The organism is Clostridium sp. YIM B02555 (assembly GCF_022320955.1).
In the GTDB taxonomy this organism is placed as follows: Bacteria; Bacillota; Clostridia; order Clostridiales; family Clostridiaceae; genus Clostridium; species Clostridium saccharoperbutylacetonicum.
Window position 1 is genome coordinate 67146 of sequence record NZ_JAKJJY010000015.1, and the last position, 17784, is coordinate 84929.

Consider the following 17784-nt stretch of genomic DNA (forward strand, 5'->3'; position numbering starts at 1 on the left):
GGAATATCGATGACTTCTTGTTTATGTTTAAATAAACTTAAATATAGTAGAATAAATTATTTTATATAAACAAGCCATGTTTTTTTAATAACATACGTGAATATTATTATGGTTGCTACATAAAATAAAGCTGAAAGGTGGATTGATAATGAAAAAATTTACTATTTTATTCTTAATATTATTATGTTTATCATTTAATATAATGACTATTTTACCTCTAGCACAAACTAGTGGCATTAAAGAAGGCTTATATACAGCATCTGATTTAAAACTTGCACCAAATAGTACTTATGTGATACAAAATCAATCCTCAGCTGATAGTGTCTTTGTACTTGTCTTTAATGAAAATAATGTTGTACAACAATCTTTACGCTTAGAGACTAAATCACCAAAATTTAATTTATTTCCTCTTAAATCAGAGTATAAAATATTGATAATTGGTAATGGCGACGTATCTATCTCTGAAACATAATTTTAGAGAATGTATTTTATATTTTAATAGGACATTTTTCTTTAGTAAATATAATTAAAATATTTATTACACACACTAAAGCGGAAGGTGGAAATTATAGTGAAGAATTTTTTCATTTCATTGCTAATTTTATTATTCTTATCATTTAATATTACTTTAATACCTTTAGCTATAGGCAATATCTTTAAGGAAGGCTTATATACACCATCGGATCTTAATCTATCATCAAAACCTATTTATAATATTCAAAATATTTCTAGTACTGATAATGTCTATGTACTTGTTTTTGATAAAACACATTCTTTATATCAATCTATACGAATGGAACCTAATTCTCCAAAGTATGTGTTATCTTTTGACCCAGACTTCAGAATAGCAGTAATTGGTAAAGGAGAAGTATTTTTCTCTTAAAAGACACTTTTTGAGTGTCTTTTTTATTTTTTCCTTTACCCTAAATTCTACGCGATATCTATAGAATATACATTCCACATGCGAATCATAAGGACACATTAAAATTAAAGTTTATATAAACATATGTTAAGTTTATACTTATACTTATGTCATTGATTTTCAATCGTATTACTTTTATCTAATCCATTATCTACAAGAATCGCATACAACGTACCATCTGCTTTCATCTCATTAATTTTTTCATTTAGATTATTTAATAATGTGATATCGCTTTTTTTAACTGCTATTCCTACAAGTCCATGTATTTCAGGAGTATAATCACTTAATATCTTTAAATAGAAGCTATTGTTTTTTAAAGAATATTCTACCAAAGCAGAATCAGATACACCTGCATCAATTTCCCCATTATTTATAGCATTCAATAAATTAGTATTATCTTCGAAAAACAGCACATTTTTTACTAAGTTATTTTTCTTCCAATCTTGTATTAAATCCGCAAATTTCGTACCTCTTATAGTTCCAACCACTGCATTTTTCAAATCATCCTTAAAATTAATTTTTGAAGCTTTTGGAACAATAACAACTTCTGATTCCTTATATAGCGGCTGAGTAAATGATACTATCTCTTCACGCTCAGGAGTTATATATATTCCATCTGCTGCCAGATCTATACTATCATCAGTATTTAGTTGGTTTAATAGATCTGCAAATTTTATTTTCTTTTCTTCAATTTTATTAATTCCAAGTCGCTTTGCAATTTCAGCTATGATATCAGCATCAATTCCGCTTAGCTTATTTGTTTCAGGATTTATATAAGCAAAAGGCGGGGCATCTGCTGAAACAAAAGTTAGTGTCCCTTTTTCTTTTATTGTTTGTAATCTATCCTTTACTGATGCAATATTGGTTATTGTAATTTTACTACTATTCGTATCACATCCAATTATTGCAATAAGACCTATAATAACAATTAAAGTGAATATTTTTTTCATAAGTAAAAATCTCCTTAAAACGTGAACTATTTTTTATAGTTATTGTTTGAAATTAAAATATGACTTATTCATGTTTTAAAGAATTTCAAATTTAAAAAAGAATGGTTTTATTGTTTGCTACATATAATCTACGATTTATTTTTGCTACGTCAAATCTACATGTTATACAGAGATTAATTTTAATATAAGATGTATTAAGTTTAGATATAGTAGAGAGCAGTAAACAAACAGTATACCTGTAACCAAAGACATTATTTCTTACTCTTGCATGAATTTTATTTCACTAGCTACATCATATCTGGCATTAGATAGAATATAAATTAATAAGTTTTTTATTAGTTTATAATTCAATATTTCTAAATTTTATCCCAGGCATAAAGCAAGATAAATTCCATTAAAGTAAGTAAAAATAAGGACTTAAGAAGAATTTTTTGAATGTTAGCTAAAATTTATAAAACGGCTGGTAAATTTTTTTGTGGAAGTTGATTCTAAGAGGGATGAATGGTATTATTTATTTTAAGGAATGGCTATTTTGCTATAGATTAACTTCAACATGAGATGTATTTAAATAATAGAAACTAGATTATTGGGCATTACAGGCATATTGATTAACTTCAACATGAGATGTATTTAAATTCTGCTTCAAACTCTCTTAAGCTTGTACTTTTTCCGATTAACTTCAACATGAGATGTATTTAAATATCCCACTTGCAATAAGATTATAATCAGTGCTTACGATTAACTTCAACATGAGATGTATTTAAATAGAGAATCAATACAAGAAATGTTATATGATATTGGATTAACTTCAACATTAGATGTATGTAAATCTAACTAGTTAGTACAAGTTATTCTAGTATTACGCAAAAAATCACCCTATTCATTTTTTAGTTGAATAATGTAATTTTTAAATCAGTTATTAAATTTTATATAATCTATAAATTCAAAGTTCTTGCTGATTCATAGAACAAGCTGAAATTTCTGTAATTATTCCCTGATGAATTTTATATCTGAAGAAGGAACACCTACAGCATCGGAAACATATCGCTCAACCTTCATGTGCAGATCATACTTGTTTCTTAAATGTGCAATAGTTGTCATCATTGGTGAAGCATGATGGGCGTCAATTGCATTCTGATCTCTCCAACTATCGATAAGTAAAACTGTTTCAGGATCATTCATCGGAAAGAAATATTCATATTTTTCATTTCCATCTTCGTTACGGATGGCGGTAGCAGTACCGCTGTTTTCCATTTCTTCTGCAAATTTTCTGGCATTTCCGTTTATTCCTGTATAGTATAAATTTACAGTGATACTCACTATATTCACTCCTTCTTCAAGTTATAATGTATATAATAAATTATAACATATTTATAAAATATCTCATTATTCAGTTTTCAAAGAACATATTTATTATTTATTACATCAAACTGCTAATTTAAGCATATTTTTACCAATATAAGGTTTAGGCACTTCCATTTGAAAAAGCCACAGTGCATTTATACAGGACATAGTTTAAAATCAAGTTGATCATGTGATTTAAGGTAATGAATATATTTTGATTGTTATTTTCAAGATAAAAATAAGTTTAACTGAACACCTTATCAATAGTAGAATAAGTGTACATTTGTATATGTAGGTGATATAATATTTATATAGTGAATATTATAATATTTTGTGATATAATGTCATGAAAAGTTGGAAACGATGATGAGTTCTTTTATTTGGGCACCTTAAGAATTCGTAGTTAGTGGTGCAACCCGCCAACAATTAAGTTATTAATTGTTGGCGGGTTTTTTTGAAATTTTAAGTATAAGGATGGGAGAGTAAAAAATGAGATGGCTTAATAATTTAAAGGTAGGTAGAAAATTAACATTACTTATAATATGTTCTTTAATAGGGTTATTTGCAGTAGGCATAACCGGATATTACTTTTTACTATCATCCAGTAAAAGTGTTGATTCTATGTATAATGAAAGGTTATTATCGAGTGAATGGTTGAGCGAATCTAGAGTACATGCAAGAGCTGTTACAGCTGATATCTATAGACTTATGGTAACAACGGACAATGCAGAAAATGAGAGTTTGATTAAAGATATTGATAATCGTGCTGAACAATTTAATAATTATATGAATCAGTATAAAAGTTTAAAGTTGGATTCATTTGAAACAAGTAAAATAAAAGAAATAGAAGATAACTTATCAAAGTATAGAGAAGGTAGAAAAATTGTTATTAGTTTAGCTAAAGAAAATAAAAATCAGGAAGCATATGAGTATTATGGAAGAAATGTTGATACATATGTACAAGCTTTCATGAATAGTTTAGTTGAACTTGGTGAACATAATAGACAAATTGCTGAAGAAATAAATAATACAGATAAATTAAATTTTAAGATTGCAGTAGTAACGTTTTTAATTATAGTTATTACAGCATCAATTTTCATAATTGTATTAGGTGTACTTATAACAAAACGTATTACTAAGAGATTAAATGATTTTGTAATATTTATAGGTGCTTTATCCAAAGGTGATTTTTCATTAAAGATAAAACCAGAGAATCTTGAAGATAAAAGTGAGTTTGGTATAGTATCAAATGCTTTAGATAAGATGACAAATAATATCAGAGAATTAGTTAAGCAATTAGGAGATACATCAAAACAATTAGTATCATCTTCAGAAGAATTAACTGCAAGTGCTGAACAATCAGCAGATGCATCAAATCTTGTTGCTACTGCTGTGACTACTATGGCGAATGGTGCAGATGATCAACTCGCATTTGCTAATAGTACTACTAAAGTAGTTGAAAATATATCTGATAAAATAAATGTAGTATCTGAAAATACAAAATCAGTTTCAACATTAACGGATAATGCTCAAACTTCTGCAAATGCTGGTGAAGAAGCAGTAGAAAAAGCTATTAATCAAATGGAAATAATAGAGAGAAAGACTAATGAAACGTCAATAATTATTAGTGAGCTTGAAGAAAAGTCAGTAAAGATTGGGCAAATTATTGATACAATTGAAGGTATTTCAGAACAAACCAACCTACTTGCATTAAATGCAGCTATAGAATCTGCAAGAGCAGGGGAAGCAGGGAAAGGCTTCAGTGTAGTAGCAGATGAAATTAGAAAATTAGCAGAACAGTCACAAGAAGCCACTAAAGAAATAGCCAAAATTATTAACGATGTTCAAAATAAAACTAACAGTGCAGTTTCAGTTATGAATGAAAACTCAAAAGAGGTTGATACAGGAGCAATGGTTGTAAATGTTGCAGGAACAAGTTTCCGTGAAATACTTCAAATGATAATAGCAATATCTGAACAAATTCACGAAATATCAAAGTCCATCAATGAAATAAGTGTTGGAACTAAAGCATCAGTTACTTCAGTGAATAATATTCAAAACATAAGTATGAAAATAGCAGATGAAACACAAACAGTATCAGCAGCAGCAGAAGAACAATTAGCATCTGTTGAGGAAATAGCTTCATCTAGTAAAATTTTATCTCAGATGTCTGAAGATTTAGGAAGTATTATAACTAAATTTAAAATATAATTTATGGTAGCTTGTTTATAATTATTTAGAAATTTAAATTATAAAGTCAAGTGAGGATGCCGTAGAAAACAACATTATTAAAAATTGAATAGTGAAAAAAGAAATTGTTTTGGAAGTCTAGTAGTAATGAATTTGAATTGATTACTACTAGGCTTTTTTAATTTAATTTTATTTTAATTAGTATTTTCGATTAATAATAACATTTTGATGTATTTAAATGAATCTGCAATCAGAGCTGCATTAATTTTCATTTTGATTAATTTAAATACTAGAAGAAGGACTATAGCATATTCCAAATACAAATGAGCTACATAATAATGGGAGGAGTATATATAATGTATGTGATATTTTGTAAAATATGTTAAGATAAGAGTTGTGTGAAATTATAATCTAAGAAATAATAGTAGTTAGGTGGGAACTGAAGATACTTAATATTTTATGTAGGAGGTTACAGAATGAGTTGTAAAATGTGTGAAAAGCAAAAAAATATTAAAGATGACCCATATTTTATTATGGAACTTGAAACAGGATATGTAATTTTAGGATGGTTCCAGAGGTTCAAGGGTTATACGGTTTTCAATTGTAAAGAGCATGGTCCTGAATTACACAACTTAGAACATTCTTTTAAAATAAAACATCTTGAAGAAATGTCTATAGTAGCAGAGGCTGTTTCTAATATATTTAAGCCTGATAAGATGAATTATGAACTACTTGGAAATGGATGTTCTCATATACATTGGCATTTATATCCGAGAGTGAAAGGTGATACTCCTATAGTTAGCTCAGTATATCAATTGTCAAATGAGGAATTGTTTGATGAATCTACAAGACCGAATGAGGAGCAGAGAGAAGAAATGAAAGAGAAGATTAAAAATGAAATTGTACGTCTACTTTCAAGATAAGTATTAATCGAAAAAAGAATTGTAGAAATGGCTTTAAGAGGGGTAATAAGCGAATATACAATAAAATTAAACTTTGAACTAATTCTATTTTTTAAAGCTTAAATATAGAAATATAGTTATAGTTAATATTCCTATTTCTATCAGGTTACCTTCTGTGACTAAGTATGCCACAATTAATAAAGGAATAAATACTATTATATAAGCAATTATATGTATTGTTTTCAATATAGAATTTTTTTCATATTTAAATTTAAATTCTATTAATCTACTTATATACATCATACTTAAAATAGTAATAGTGAAAACTATTATGAATGGAATCATGCCTATCCCCCCAAGAACTATAATTGCATTAATTATAACACTTATTCAATTTTCAAAGAACATTTTTTAGTGGTTTTACAATTCAATATTCCTAAATTTTATCCCAGCTGTAAAACAAGAAAAATTTCTTGAAAGTCGCTAAAAATAAGGCATCAAGAAGAACTTTTTGAGTGGTAGCTAAAATTCATAAAACAGCTGGTAAATTTCTATGAAAAAGTTGATTCTAAGCGGGATGGATGATATTATTGATTTTAAGGAATGGCTATTTTGCTATGGATTAACTTCAACAATAGATGTATTTAAATAGTATTATTTCTAAGTCAATGTTTGTACATACAATGATTAACTCAAACATTAGATGTATTTAAATCCACACTTTCGGTAGTAGTTCCGTAGGCACTTGTAAGATTAACTTCAACATGAGATGTATTTAAATTCCATTTGAAAATATAAGCATCCAGTTTCATTTCTGAACAACTTTAACATGGGATGTATTTAAATGTTGGTACTGGTGCAAATCCATTTCCTAATCCAACAGATTAACTTTAACATTAGATGTATTTAAATCCCAATAGTTAGTACGTCCTATTATTTTGTAATAAAAAATATCACGATATTCATATATTATTCTGAATATTGTGATATTAAAAATTGTTGTTTACAATTTAGTAACTTATTTAATTTATAGTTAATATTCATTCAAATAAGTCTGTAATAGATCTGCTAACTTTCCGATATGTATTCCATCGACAAATGAATGATGTGCTTGTATGGAAAATGGAAGCATCATTTTTCCATCTTTCTCGGAATATTTTCCCCAATCAAATAATGGTGTGGCATTATCCTTTTTACCAGAATTAGTATGTGAAATATGTGTATAAGATATCCATGGTAAAGGTGAAAATTGAAATATATCATTACCTAATGGACCTGTAAAGTACTCCTTTTGGTTTGAAGCTGCCTTAGTAGCCTCAATTATCCATTTCTTTTACTTTAACTTGATTATGAATCATTTAATTCTTTAATGGAAAATATAAATAAGAATCATTTTATTTATAGTGTTTACTGTTAATTAATAAAACTTATATATTTATATAAAATTAAAGAAAGGGGGATATAAAAGTTTATGAGTATAATATTTAAAATCTATACGAGGGATATAAAAAAAATAATAGCAAATACTCCTCTCATGATTATAATAGTGGGATTACTTTTAGTTCCAGCCTTATATGCTTGGATTAATATAATAGCTTCTTGGGACCCATATGGTAATACCAAAGGTCTGTTAGTGGCAACTGTAAACAATGATAAAGGTGCTGAAATTAAAAATATGGAAATTAATGTAGGTAAGGAAGTAATAGATAAATTAAAAGATAATCAAAGCATTGGCTGGACATTTGTTGAACAAAATGAAGCAGAAAATGGAGTGAGATATGGTAAATATTATGCAAGTATAACCATACCAGAAGATTTTTCAAGCAGCCTTCTTTCTGTTGCAGCAAATGGTGAACCTAATAGAGCTAAACTAATTTATTCTGTTAACGAAAAAATTAATGCCATTGCGCCAAAGATTACAAAAAGCGGACTAACCAGCTTACAAAGTGAAATAACCAAGTCTGTTACTGAAGAGGTAAGTAACACAATACTTAACTATATGAATGCCTATGGTACTGAGTTAGAGCAGATTAAACCTCAGTTGGAGAATTTTATAAATGTGGTAAGTGATATAGATACTAATCTTCCCCAAATTGGAGAAAGCATAAACAATGCTTATAATGGGGCTGTAAATATGAATAATTTTATAAAAAATATTCAAGGAAATATATACAATATAACAAATTCTCTAGATAATGCTCAAAATGTTATTAAAGCTAGTAATGATTTTTTTACTAAATTCAATAGTACCATAAAAAATATCTCTCCATATATCAAATCTGATTTAGCTGGGATAAAAGCTAATGTAAATGGAGCAAAAGACAACCTTAACAGCTTTAAGAATTCTGTAGATACAGATGCTAAAGGAGCGCAGGAGGCTTTAAAGGCAGCTGATGCTAATGTGGAAAACGCAATATCTGTTATTAATAATGATATAAATATACTTCAATCTATAAATGATATTTTACATAGTGATTTACTTTCAAGTTTCATAAACAAAATGCAGAATATTAGAGATCAACTAGTACAAAATAAATTAAATATAGATAATCTTATAAAGACTCTAAGTAACGGTAGTAAAAATTCTTCTGATGCAGTAGCTTATGTAATACAAAATATAGATAAAATATCTCAGTTTATGGATGATTCAATAGGAAATTTTGATAACACTATTTCTCCACAAATTAGTAGGTTGGTAAATAATACTACAGACATGGCAAATAATTCGTTAGGACTTTTAGAAAGTGAAAAAAATACTATGCCTTTAATAAATAATTTACTAAAAGATGCTGACATTGGGACTGCTTTAGGAGAAGAACATATTAAAAGTATTAAAGATAAATTTCCACAGATTGAGGAGAGTATTCATGCTAATACGGAAAAGCTTAAAAATTTGAATGATGATGAAAAATTCAATGAGCTTGCGACTTTTTTGCAGAAGAATACAAAAAACGTAAGCAGCTTTTTAGCAGATCCAATTGAGTTAGTGCAAAATAGAGTATTTCCTATCCCCAATTATGGGTCAGCTATGGCTCCATTTTACAGCACTCTTGCTATTTGGGTGGGAGGATTTACATTACTTTCTATATTATCAGTGTATGTAGAGCCATTTGAGAAGGTTAAAAATTTAGGAGCAACAAAAATGTTTTTTGGGAGATTTTTAACTCTTGCTACGCTCTCAGTGCTTCAAACTATTATCATTATTTTAGGAAATCTTTTTTTCATTAAAACTTATACGGTAAATCCAGCGATGTTGTTAATATTTTCCATATATGTAGGCCTGGTATTTATCATGATTATCTATACACTGGTATCTGTATTTGGAAATGTAGGCAAGGCCTTAGCTTTGATTATAATGGTGCTTCAAGTTTCTGCCTCAGGAGGAACCTTTCCAATACAGCTCACACCTAAATTTTTTCAAAATATAAGTCCAATGCTGCCTTTTACGTATGCTATAGGAGGAATGAGAGAGGCTGAAGGAGGAATTATTTGGAGTTCTTTATATTACAATATAGGAATTTTATCTATATATTTTTTTATTTCAATAATAATTGCTATTTTTCTAAAGGAAAAGGTGAATAAAAAATCTGAAAAGTTCGTTAATAAGATGCGAGAAAGTGGATTAGTTGGAGAATAAATACATGTTTAAATATCATATTATTATATATAAATTTTATAAGAGGTGCTTGCAGAATGTAGGTACATTTTACTATTGTTACATAATTGGAAAAAAAGTATTTAGGATAATTAACTTCAGCAATTTTATACCAGCCATAAAGCAAGAGAAATTATAATGAAAGTCAGTGAAAATAAGGCATTAAGAAGAACTTTTTGAATGGCAGCTAAAATCCATAAAACAGCTGGAAATTTCTATGGAAAAGTTGATTCTAAGTGGGATGGATGGTATTATTGATTTTAAGGAATGGCTATTTTGCTATGAATTAACTTTAACATGAGATGTATTTAAATGTACCTATAGGCATTTTCATAGCCTCGATTATATTGATTAACTTTAACATTAGATGTATTTAAATTCTGTTTTATCATTCGTAAAAAGTTTATAAAATGTGATTAATTTTAACATGAGATGTATTTAAATAAAGTAACATTTTTTAAATTCATATCTTCATAAAGATTAACTTTAACATGAGATGTATTTAAATTTTCTTTCATAGTCATAGATGAACATATGTAAGTTTGATTAACTTCAACATAAGATGTATTTGAATTTTAAGAGTATAATACTGGAAAATAAGTGTATGCTGACAAGAGAGCAATCGATAAAATGTATTTGATTTTTTATCAATTGCTTATTTTAATTAAGGTAGCATGTATTGATGATTATTAGTAAAATTAAGGTTTATCATAAAGTCATATGTTTATTAAAAATAGTTTATAGGATATAATATTAGCAATGAGAAGCAACTTATATTGATATGGAATGAGATAGAATATTTGCATGAAATGGAAGTGACAATATGGATTTTAAGCCATTACCAATAGGAATAGATAATTTTGAAATGCTAATTACTAGAGGGTATTATTTTGTAGATAAAACTTTGTTCATAAAAGATTTATTAGATAATAAAGCAGCAGTTAATTTATTTACAAGACCAAGACGTTTTGGTAAAACTTTAAATATGAGTATGCTTCAGTATTTTTTTGAGAATAGTAATAAGGATAATTCTTATTTATTTGAGAATTTAAATATAATGAAGGCAGGAGATCATTATACGTCACATATGGGAAAATATCCTGTGATTAATTTGTCTTTAAAATCTGCTAAGCAGCCAACCTTTCAAATGGCATATGAATGTATAATTGATGAAATTAGTAAGGAATATACAAGACATATTTATATATTAGAAAATGATAAATTATTAGATAATGAAAAAGAAAATTTTTTAAATATCATGAACAAGAAAGCAAAGGATTCAGATTATGTAAAGGCGATGCAATTTTTATCCAACTGCTTGGAAAAGTATCATGAAAAGAAAGTAATAATACTTATAGATGAATATGATGTTCCTCTTGAAAATGCATTTTTTGAAGGATTTTATGATAGAATGGTCAAATTCATAAGATCATTGTTTGAATCAGCGTTAAAGACAAACTCGTCTTTAGAATTTGCTGTTATAACAGGATGTTTACGAATTTCAAGAGAAAGTATTTTTACAGGATTAAACAATTTGGATATTATATCAATCTTAAACGAATATTATGATGAATATTTTGGATTTACTCAAAATGAAGTAAGAAAAATGCTTAATGATTATGAACTTGAGGAAAAAGAGGAATTAATTAAAAATTGGTATAATGGTTATATTTTTGGTAAGGTACAGGTTTACAATCCATGGAGTGTTGTGAAGTTTGTTAAAGATTTGTATAAAAATAAAAATGTATTACCTACATCATATTGGGCAAATACAAGTTCAAATAGTATAGTTAAAAGTTTAATTGAAAGGTCAGACACGGCAGCTAAAGAGGAAATTGAATTATTAATAGAAGGAAAGACAATTGAAAAGCCAGTTCATGAAGATATAACTTATGATGAAATCTACGATAGTCTTGATAATCTGTGGAATTTTATGTTTTTCACGGGATACTTTAAAAAAATTAGTGAAAGAATGAGTGAAACAAATCAAAAGTATGTAACACTAGAGATTCCGAATGAAGAGATAAAATATATATTTAGAACAAAAATTTTAAAATGGTTCTATGACAAAGTGAAAGCTAGAGATTTAAGCAAAATGTATAGTGCAGTAATAGCTGGAGATGCTGATGTTTTTGAAGCTGAACTTGGAAAATTATTAATAGAAACCATAAGCTTCAATGATGCTTATGAAAACTTCTACCATGGTTTTCTAACTGGTACTTTAGCTAATATGCATGATTATATAGTAAAATCAAATAGAGAAGGTGGATCAGGAAGAAGTGACTTATTCATAAAATCAGTTTCTCTTAGAGGTATTGCAATAGTTATTGAATTAAAAGTGGCGAAGAATATAGATGAACTAGAAGTTAAGGCAGAAGAAGCTATAAAACAGATAGAGGTAAAAGGATATGATTCAGAACTTAGAAGTGAAGGCTATAAAAATATTTTAAAGTATGGAATAAGCTTTTATAGGAAAGATTGTTTTGTTATCAAGAAAGAAGGTTAATTTTCCATTCCTAAATTTTATCTCAGCTATAAGTATGGTAAAAATAAACGAAAGTCAGTAAAAATAAGGCATTAAGAAGAATTTTTTAAGTGGTAGTTAAAATTCATAAACGGCTGGTAAATTTTTGTGCGGAAGTTGATTATAAGAGAGATGGATGGTATTATTGATTTTAGGGAATGGCTATTTTGATATGGGATTAACTTCAACATGGGATGTATTTAAATCTAGGACAAAGCTTTATATATGACACATCATTATTAAGATTAACTTTAACATAGGATGTATTTAAATTCAAATAACCACATATCTAATTCGCCATTGTCATCAAAATTAACTTTAACATGGGATGTATTTAAATGTTGGAATTATTGGATCAAGCCGTAATACTATTTGGATTAACTTCAACATGGGATGTATTTAAATCCATAATCAATATCCATATCTACAAGACAAACTCTTGATTAACTTTAACATTAGATGTATTTAAATGGTAGTGCAGCAGGAATTCAAGCCGAAAGAGATAGATGATTAACTTCAACATAAGATGTATTTAAATTCCTCTGGGGTTAGACCTACATCTGGATTTAAATTGATTAACACTAATAGTTTAAATACTGATAAAATTTCTTTTAATATATTATTTCTGTAATAAAAGGGAATAAACAATTATAAGGATGGATTATTATGTTTAGGCAGTTGATTTTGAGGGTAGAAATAAAATAATGGTACCTAAATATTTCTTATCAATCTTAAATGAATACAAGGTAATTTGCAAAATATGCTATGGTAGTAGGAGGTAAGTATGGGGAATCCTAATTTAAAAACTCTTTTTTATAATTTACAAAATCAAATGAATTCAAGATTAACAACTAACAGAATAAATATTTTACATCCTGGTATAAAAGGGGATGCATCTGAACTAAATTGGATTGAATGGCTGAAAACATATCTTCCTAAGAGATATTGCGTTGATAAAGCGTGTGTAATTGACTGTGAAAATAATATTAGTGATCAAATAGATGTAGTTATTTATGATCAACAGTATTGTCCGTTTGTATTAAATCAAGATTCAGCAATATATATTCCAGCGGAAAGTGTTTATACAGTTTTTGAAGTTAAACAAGAGTTTAATAAGGAATATATAGAGTATGCTGGGGATAAAGCTGAAAGTGTAAGAAGACTTAAAAGGACGTCAGTGCCTATTCCGCATGCTGGAGGGTGCTATCCACCAAAACCTCATAATAAGATATTAGCTGGAATTTTAACGCTTTCAAGTACATGGGTTGACCCATTAGGGGAGAGTTTCGTTAAGTGCATAAAAAATCTTTCTGAAGACCAAAGAATTGATATGGGTTGTGTACTGCAGTCAGGTTCATTTAACATTAAATATTCAGGTAGTGACATAGAAGTTAAAAAAAGTAATTCAGAAGAAGCATTTATTTACTTTTTCCTGACTTTGTTAATAGAACTTCAGAAGTTGGGAACAATACCAGCAATTGATATAGAAGCATATGCTCAAGTACTTGATTCAATATAATAATTTCAATGGCTGAAAATTAAATATTATTAATTATATTAATACCATTATTGTAATAAAACACTAATGGTATTTTTGTTGTTTTTATAGGTAAAATAAGGTATTATAAGGATATATAGGTAAAGAGAATAATATTATTGAAAAATAAAGCATGTTGTGTCTAAAAATTATTTGTGTTTTTGGGGACATTGAATAATACACCAACAGTTTATTATTTTAATGAAGATGAAGAAACTGTTATTGATGGATAAGTGCATTTTGAAAAGGTATTTAAAGATGTAAGATTTAGAAAATATAGAATGGAATATTTTATATGTGTTAAGGTGGGGAAAATTTATGAATGAAGATAAAAGAGAATACAAAAGTCAATTATATCCTTCTGAAGATACTAGCTTATTAAGAAAAGCGGAAGAAAAGAGATGGATGTATAAGGCAAATAAAGAGGAACTTGTTCCAGCTGAATATGATGTTGAGAAAATGTATTACATAATATCAAAGCTTAAAAATGAAACTTTAGAAATTAATGAAATAGAACAACGTTTTAAGGACTATAACAGTGATGAGGTAAAAGACTTTTTAAGGGCAATTTATTTAAATTCTTCAGAAATCGATAAAGAGAAAGAAAAATTTGAGTGGGCACGTGATATTAAAATTGATGTGGTTAAAGGATCAATTTATAAAATAAAAAAATATTTCTTAGAAAACAATAATTTAAAAACTATTCGAGGTGGAAGTGTATTAATTGACTATTTAAATAATGATGTTGTTAAAGAAGAGTTATTGATACAAGGATATTCAGAAAAAAACATAATATATTGTGGTGGTGGAAATATATTCATTGTTGTTTCAGGTGGAGAAGGTCAGAAAGTATGTGAGCATCTTGAAAAAAAGTTTAGAGATATTTCATTAACTGCTATGAATGCCTTTGAAAGTATTACTGTTTCACTACATGAATTTGCTTTTGATTTTAAACATATAACAAATAAGCTAAATGAGAAATTAGAAGAGAGAACAAAGGTTAAATTATACAATATAAATCCAGATAATGTACTAGGTGTTGTCAAAATAAAAGGAGAAAATATTAACTTTGGTAAATACAAAGAAGCTGAAGAATTAAGAGATAGTGGAGTAGTTTGCGAATTATGTGATATTCGTGATGCTAAATATTTAATTGATGAAAGTAAAAACTCAGTTGCAGCGTGTCCATCCTGCTTAAGAAAGCATTTTGCAGGAAAAGAAAAAAGTATGTTTAATGATGAATTTGAGGAATATACGTCTGTAAAACTTGAAGAAAATAATATTAAATCAATTGATGATATTTCAAAAGATATTGCTGTCATTTATGGTGATGGAAATAACATGGGAAAAGTAGTTATGGAAATACAGAACGTTTTTGAGATGATGTATTTTAGTAGAAAAACTGATGAAATAACAAAACGTTCAGTATATGAAGCAATCAATGAAACCATGGGAAAAGATGCAAAATTTGAAGTTATAGCTTTAGGTGGGGATGATATATTTATAATTGTTCCAGCAAAAGATTCTTTTAATATAGCGACAAAAATAATTGATAAATTTGATAAAGGTTTTAATAATAAAATTACTATGTCTGTAGGGGTGGTAATTTCTAAAAGTAACACGCCAATAGCAAGTTTATTTAGCATTGCTCAGCAGAAATTAAAAAGTGCAAAAACTCTTATTAAAAAAGGTGAAAATATTAAAGAAGGCAGTATTGATATAGTTGAAATTTTAGGGAATATGCATATTAATTTTGGAGATAAAGGTTTATTTCCAATGACTAATTCAAAATTTAAAAAAGTATTGAAAGAACTTACAGATAATAATAGTGCAAATTCTCAGTTTCATAAGATTAGTTATGCTAAGAAAACAATGATAGAAGATGAGTTTAATTTATTTTATTACTATCAAGAAAGCAAGAAAAAGAAGGAAGAAAGCATAGATCAGCTTATAAAGCGTATTTATGGAAATTCAGAAGAAAGAGCCTTGCCATATCAAATAAACTGGGATGATTTAATACTGATATCTAAATGGTGCAAAGGAGGGCAATAATATGAGCATTGAAATTTATAAGCTAACAATAAAAACTAAAACGCCCTTTAATATAAGTTCTGGAAACCAAGAAAGTGGAATTGTAAAAAGTACTTCGATTAAAGATGTAAATGGAAACCCATATATATCAGGAAGCACAGTAAAGGGAAAAATAAGAGAACAGTATAGAATGATAACAGATGAAGAAAGAACAAAAGAATTATTCGGAGATGGAGGTTATAAACCATCAAAAGTTATTGTGGATAATTTTTATCTTTCAAATAATGAATATTCAACAAGTATTAGATATGGAAATGCCATTGATAGATATAGAAAAGTAACTATAGATGGTGCACTTTATTCAAAAGAAGTTATAAGTGGAATTTTTGTAGGGGAAATAGAAGTTAACTATGGCAGCGATAATTCAATAAAAGATGATTTGAAATTAGCAATTAAGATGATTTCTTCAATTGGAGGAAGTACAAGTAGTGGACTTGGAAAAGTAGAAATTGATATAGAAGAGGTGGTAGAATGAGGGTTTTATTAGATTTTAAATCACCTTTATTGATAGGAAGTAAAAAGCGTTCTCATAACTTTATTGAAAGTGATGAGGTAATTAAGGGAAGTGTTGTTAGAGCTGCGTTTTCAAAAGTAATTTTAGATAATTGCTATGAAAGAAATGAAGATGATATTGTTGAGGTAAATGGACAAAAGAAAAATAATTGGGTTTATTTTAGAGATAAACAAGGCTGTAATGGATGTCAATTTAATAATATATGTAAGAGTTTTTCTAATATAAAATTCTCATATTTTTATCCAAAGGGAGCAGAAATAATACCTCAAACAGCAATGGTTTGTAAGACAGAAGAAGAACACGGCTTTGTTGACTTACTTGTTGATGATACCAAGAGCGGCTGTAAAGATTGTGATTCAAGAGTGGAATTTCCTAGTGGATTAAGAACTACTGGAGAAAACAAAAAGCCATATAAGGTTATAAAAAGTATAGTAACTAAAAACAAAATTAATCCATATTCAAAGACATCTTCAGATGGAATGCTTTATAGTGTAGAAATGATATCTAGTACACCAATTGAAAAATATGATCTAGAAAATTCAAAGGAAATACAAGTAGATAAAAGCAAACTTCAATATGAGGGCGTTATAGATGGGATAGCTGAAAAAGATTTACTTTTATTTAGGAGATTAAGAGTTGGTGGAGATATTACAACTGGACTTGGAAAATGCAATCTTCTAAAACTAGAAGAAGGAGAAGAGAAAGATCTTAAATCACAAGATGTAGAAAAATTTTCAGAGGCCTATAAAGCAGCTAATAATTATAAAGACTTATTTAATGCGGAAGCAAATTATATTGCAATCAAATTTATAGGAGACTGCATATTAGATTTTGATTTTGACGGGGAAAAGTTTTTAAGTACAGTAGACTTAAAAGAACTTTGGAGGAAACCATTAGAACTTGATGAGAATATTAAGATAGAAAAGATTTATACAGAAGTTGTTAACTACAGAGGCTACGATAATTCAAATGTATCTGAAGATAAAAGGGAAAAAGCAGTGACCTTAATATCTAAAGGAACTGTTATAGTTTTCTCAAGTGAAGAATCTGTTGATTATATATTTTCTTATTTTAAAGCAAAACAAAAATATGGATTTGGGTTTGAAAATGAAAATGGCTTTGGGGCTTTTGAAATTTATTTAGGGAGGTAATTAA

14 protein-coding genes, 1 CRISPR repeat array and 1 riboswitch are annotated in these 17784 nt (G+C 27.9%); of the genes, 10 read left to right on the forward strand and 4 right to left on the reverse strand.

Features of this window, described 5'->3' with window-relative positions; genetic code table 11:
* Positions 1-148 precede the first annotated feature (148 nt).
* Both L3B98_RS18860 and L3B98_RS18865 read left to right on the forward strand, forming a co-directional pair.
* Entirely contained in the window at positions 149-472 is a 324-nt protein-coding gene (locus L3B98_RS18860) for a hypothetical protein (RefSeq protein ID WP_238917845.1), read from the forward strand.
* Between the two features lie 99 nt (positions 473-571).
* The gene (locus L3B98_RS18865) at positions 572-883 is read left to right on the forward strand and encodes a hypothetical protein (RefSeq protein ID WP_238917846.1); all 312 of its coding nucleotides are present in this window, start codon (positions 572-574) and stop codon (positions 881-883) included.
* Positions 884-1032: 149 nt separating this feature from the next.
* Here L3B98_RS18865 and L3B98_RS18870 read toward each other — a convergent pair whose 3' ends face one another.
* Both L3B98_RS18870 and L3B98_RS18875 read right to left on the reverse strand, forming a co-directional pair.
* On the reverse strand, positions 1033-1872 hold the full coding sequence (locus L3B98_RS18870) for an ABC transporter substrate-binding protein (RefSeq protein WP_238917847.1): 840 nt from the start codon (positions 1870-1872) through the stop codon (positions 1033-1035).
* 540 nt (positions 1873-2412) lie between these two features.
* A CRISPR array of direct repeats spans positions 2413-2702; the repeat unit is 30 nt; unit sequence GATTAACTTCAACATGAGATGTATTTAAAT.
* Between the two features lie 157 nt (positions 2703-2859).
* Complete coding sequence (locus tag L3B98_RS18875) at positions 2860-3192, reverse strand: antibiotic biosynthesis monooxygenase family protein (RefSeq protein WP_238917848.1); 333 nt, start codon at positions 3190-3192, stop codon at positions 2860-2862.
* A 371-nt stretch (positions 3193-3563) separates the two neighbouring features.
* Positions 3564-3646, forward strand: a riboswitch (cyclic di-GMP riboswitch).
* A 59-nt stretch (positions 3647-3705) separates the two neighbouring features.
* On the opposite strand from L3B98_RS18875, the gene L3B98_RS18880 reads away from it, so the two are divergent.
* Both L3B98_RS18880 and L3B98_RS18885 read left to right on the forward strand, forming a co-directional pair.
* Positions 3706-5427, forward strand: a complete 1722-nt coding sequence (locus L3B98_RS18880) for a methyl-accepting chemotaxis protein (RefSeq protein WP_238917849.1) — start codon at positions 3706-3708, stop codon at positions 5425-5427.
* A gap of 455 nt (positions 5428-5882) precedes the next feature.
* Positions 5883-6329 carry an HIT family protein gene (locus L3B98_RS18885; RefSeq protein ID WP_015390690.1) on the forward strand — a complete coding sequence of 149 codons (447 nt, stop codon included), beginning with the start codon at positions 5883-5885 and terminating at the stop codon, positions 6327-6329.
* Between the two features lie 84 nt (positions 6330-6413).
* On the opposite strand, the gene L3B98_RS18890 is transcribed toward L3B98_RS18885, so the two are convergent.
* Positions 6414-6653: a hypothetical protein gene (locus L3B98_RS18890; protein ID WP_238917850.1), complete on the reverse strand. Its 240-nt coding sequence runs from the start codon at positions 6651-6653 to the stop codon at positions 6414-6416.
* 688 nt (positions 6654-7341) lie between these two features.
* The gene (locus tag L3B98_RS18895; protein ID WP_343073696.1) at positions 7342-7632 is read right to left on the reverse strand and encodes a CatA-like O-acetyltransferase; all 291 of its coding nucleotides are present in this window, start codon (positions 7630-7632) and stop codon (positions 7342-7344) included.
* Positions 7633-7779: 147 nt separating this feature from the next.
* On the opposite strand from L3B98_RS18895, the gene L3B98_RS18900 reads away from it, so the two are divergent.
* The 6 genes from L3B98_RS18900 (at position 7780) to L3B98_RS18925 (ending at position 17780) form a co-directional block, all read left to right on the forward strand.
* On the forward strand, positions 7780-9945 hold the full coding sequence (locus L3B98_RS18900; protein ID WP_238917851.1) for a YhgE/Pip domain-containing protein: 2166 nt from the start codon (positions 7780-7782) through the stop codon (positions 9943-9945).
* An 841-nt stretch (positions 9946-10786) separates the two neighbouring features.
* The gene (locus L3B98_RS18905; protein ID WP_238917852.1) at positions 10787-12469 is read left to right on the forward strand and encodes an AAA family ATPase; all 1683 of its coding nucleotides are present in this window, start codon (positions 10787-10789) and stop codon (positions 12467-12469) included.
* A gap of 802 nt (positions 12470-13271) precedes the next feature.
* The gene (locus tag L3B98_RS18910) at positions 13272-14006 is read left to right on the forward strand and encodes a DUF6602 domain-containing protein (RefSeq protein WP_238917853.1); all 735 of its coding nucleotides are present in this window, start codon (positions 13272-13274) and stop codon (positions 14004-14006) included.
* Between the two features lie 336 nt (positions 14007-14342).
* Complete coding sequence (locus L3B98_RS18915) at positions 14343-16076, forward strand: hypothetical protein (protein WP_238917854.1); 1734 nt, start codon at positions 14343-14345, stop codon at positions 16074-16076.
* A 1-nt stretch (position 16077) separates the two neighbouring features.
* On the forward strand, positions 16078-16590 hold the full coding sequence (locus tag L3B98_RS18920) for an RAMP superfamily CRISPR-associated protein (protein ID WP_238917855.1): 513 nt from the start codon (positions 16078-16080) through the stop codon (positions 16588-16590).
* Positions 16587-17780: a hypothetical protein gene (locus tag L3B98_RS18925; RefSeq protein ID WP_238917856.1), complete on the forward strand. Its 1194-nt coding sequence runs from the start codon at positions 16587-16589 to the stop codon at positions 17778-17780. Before L3B98_RS18920 ends, L3B98_RS18925 begins: the two co-directional genes overlap by 4 nt.
* Positions 17781-17784 lie beyond the last annotated feature (4 nt).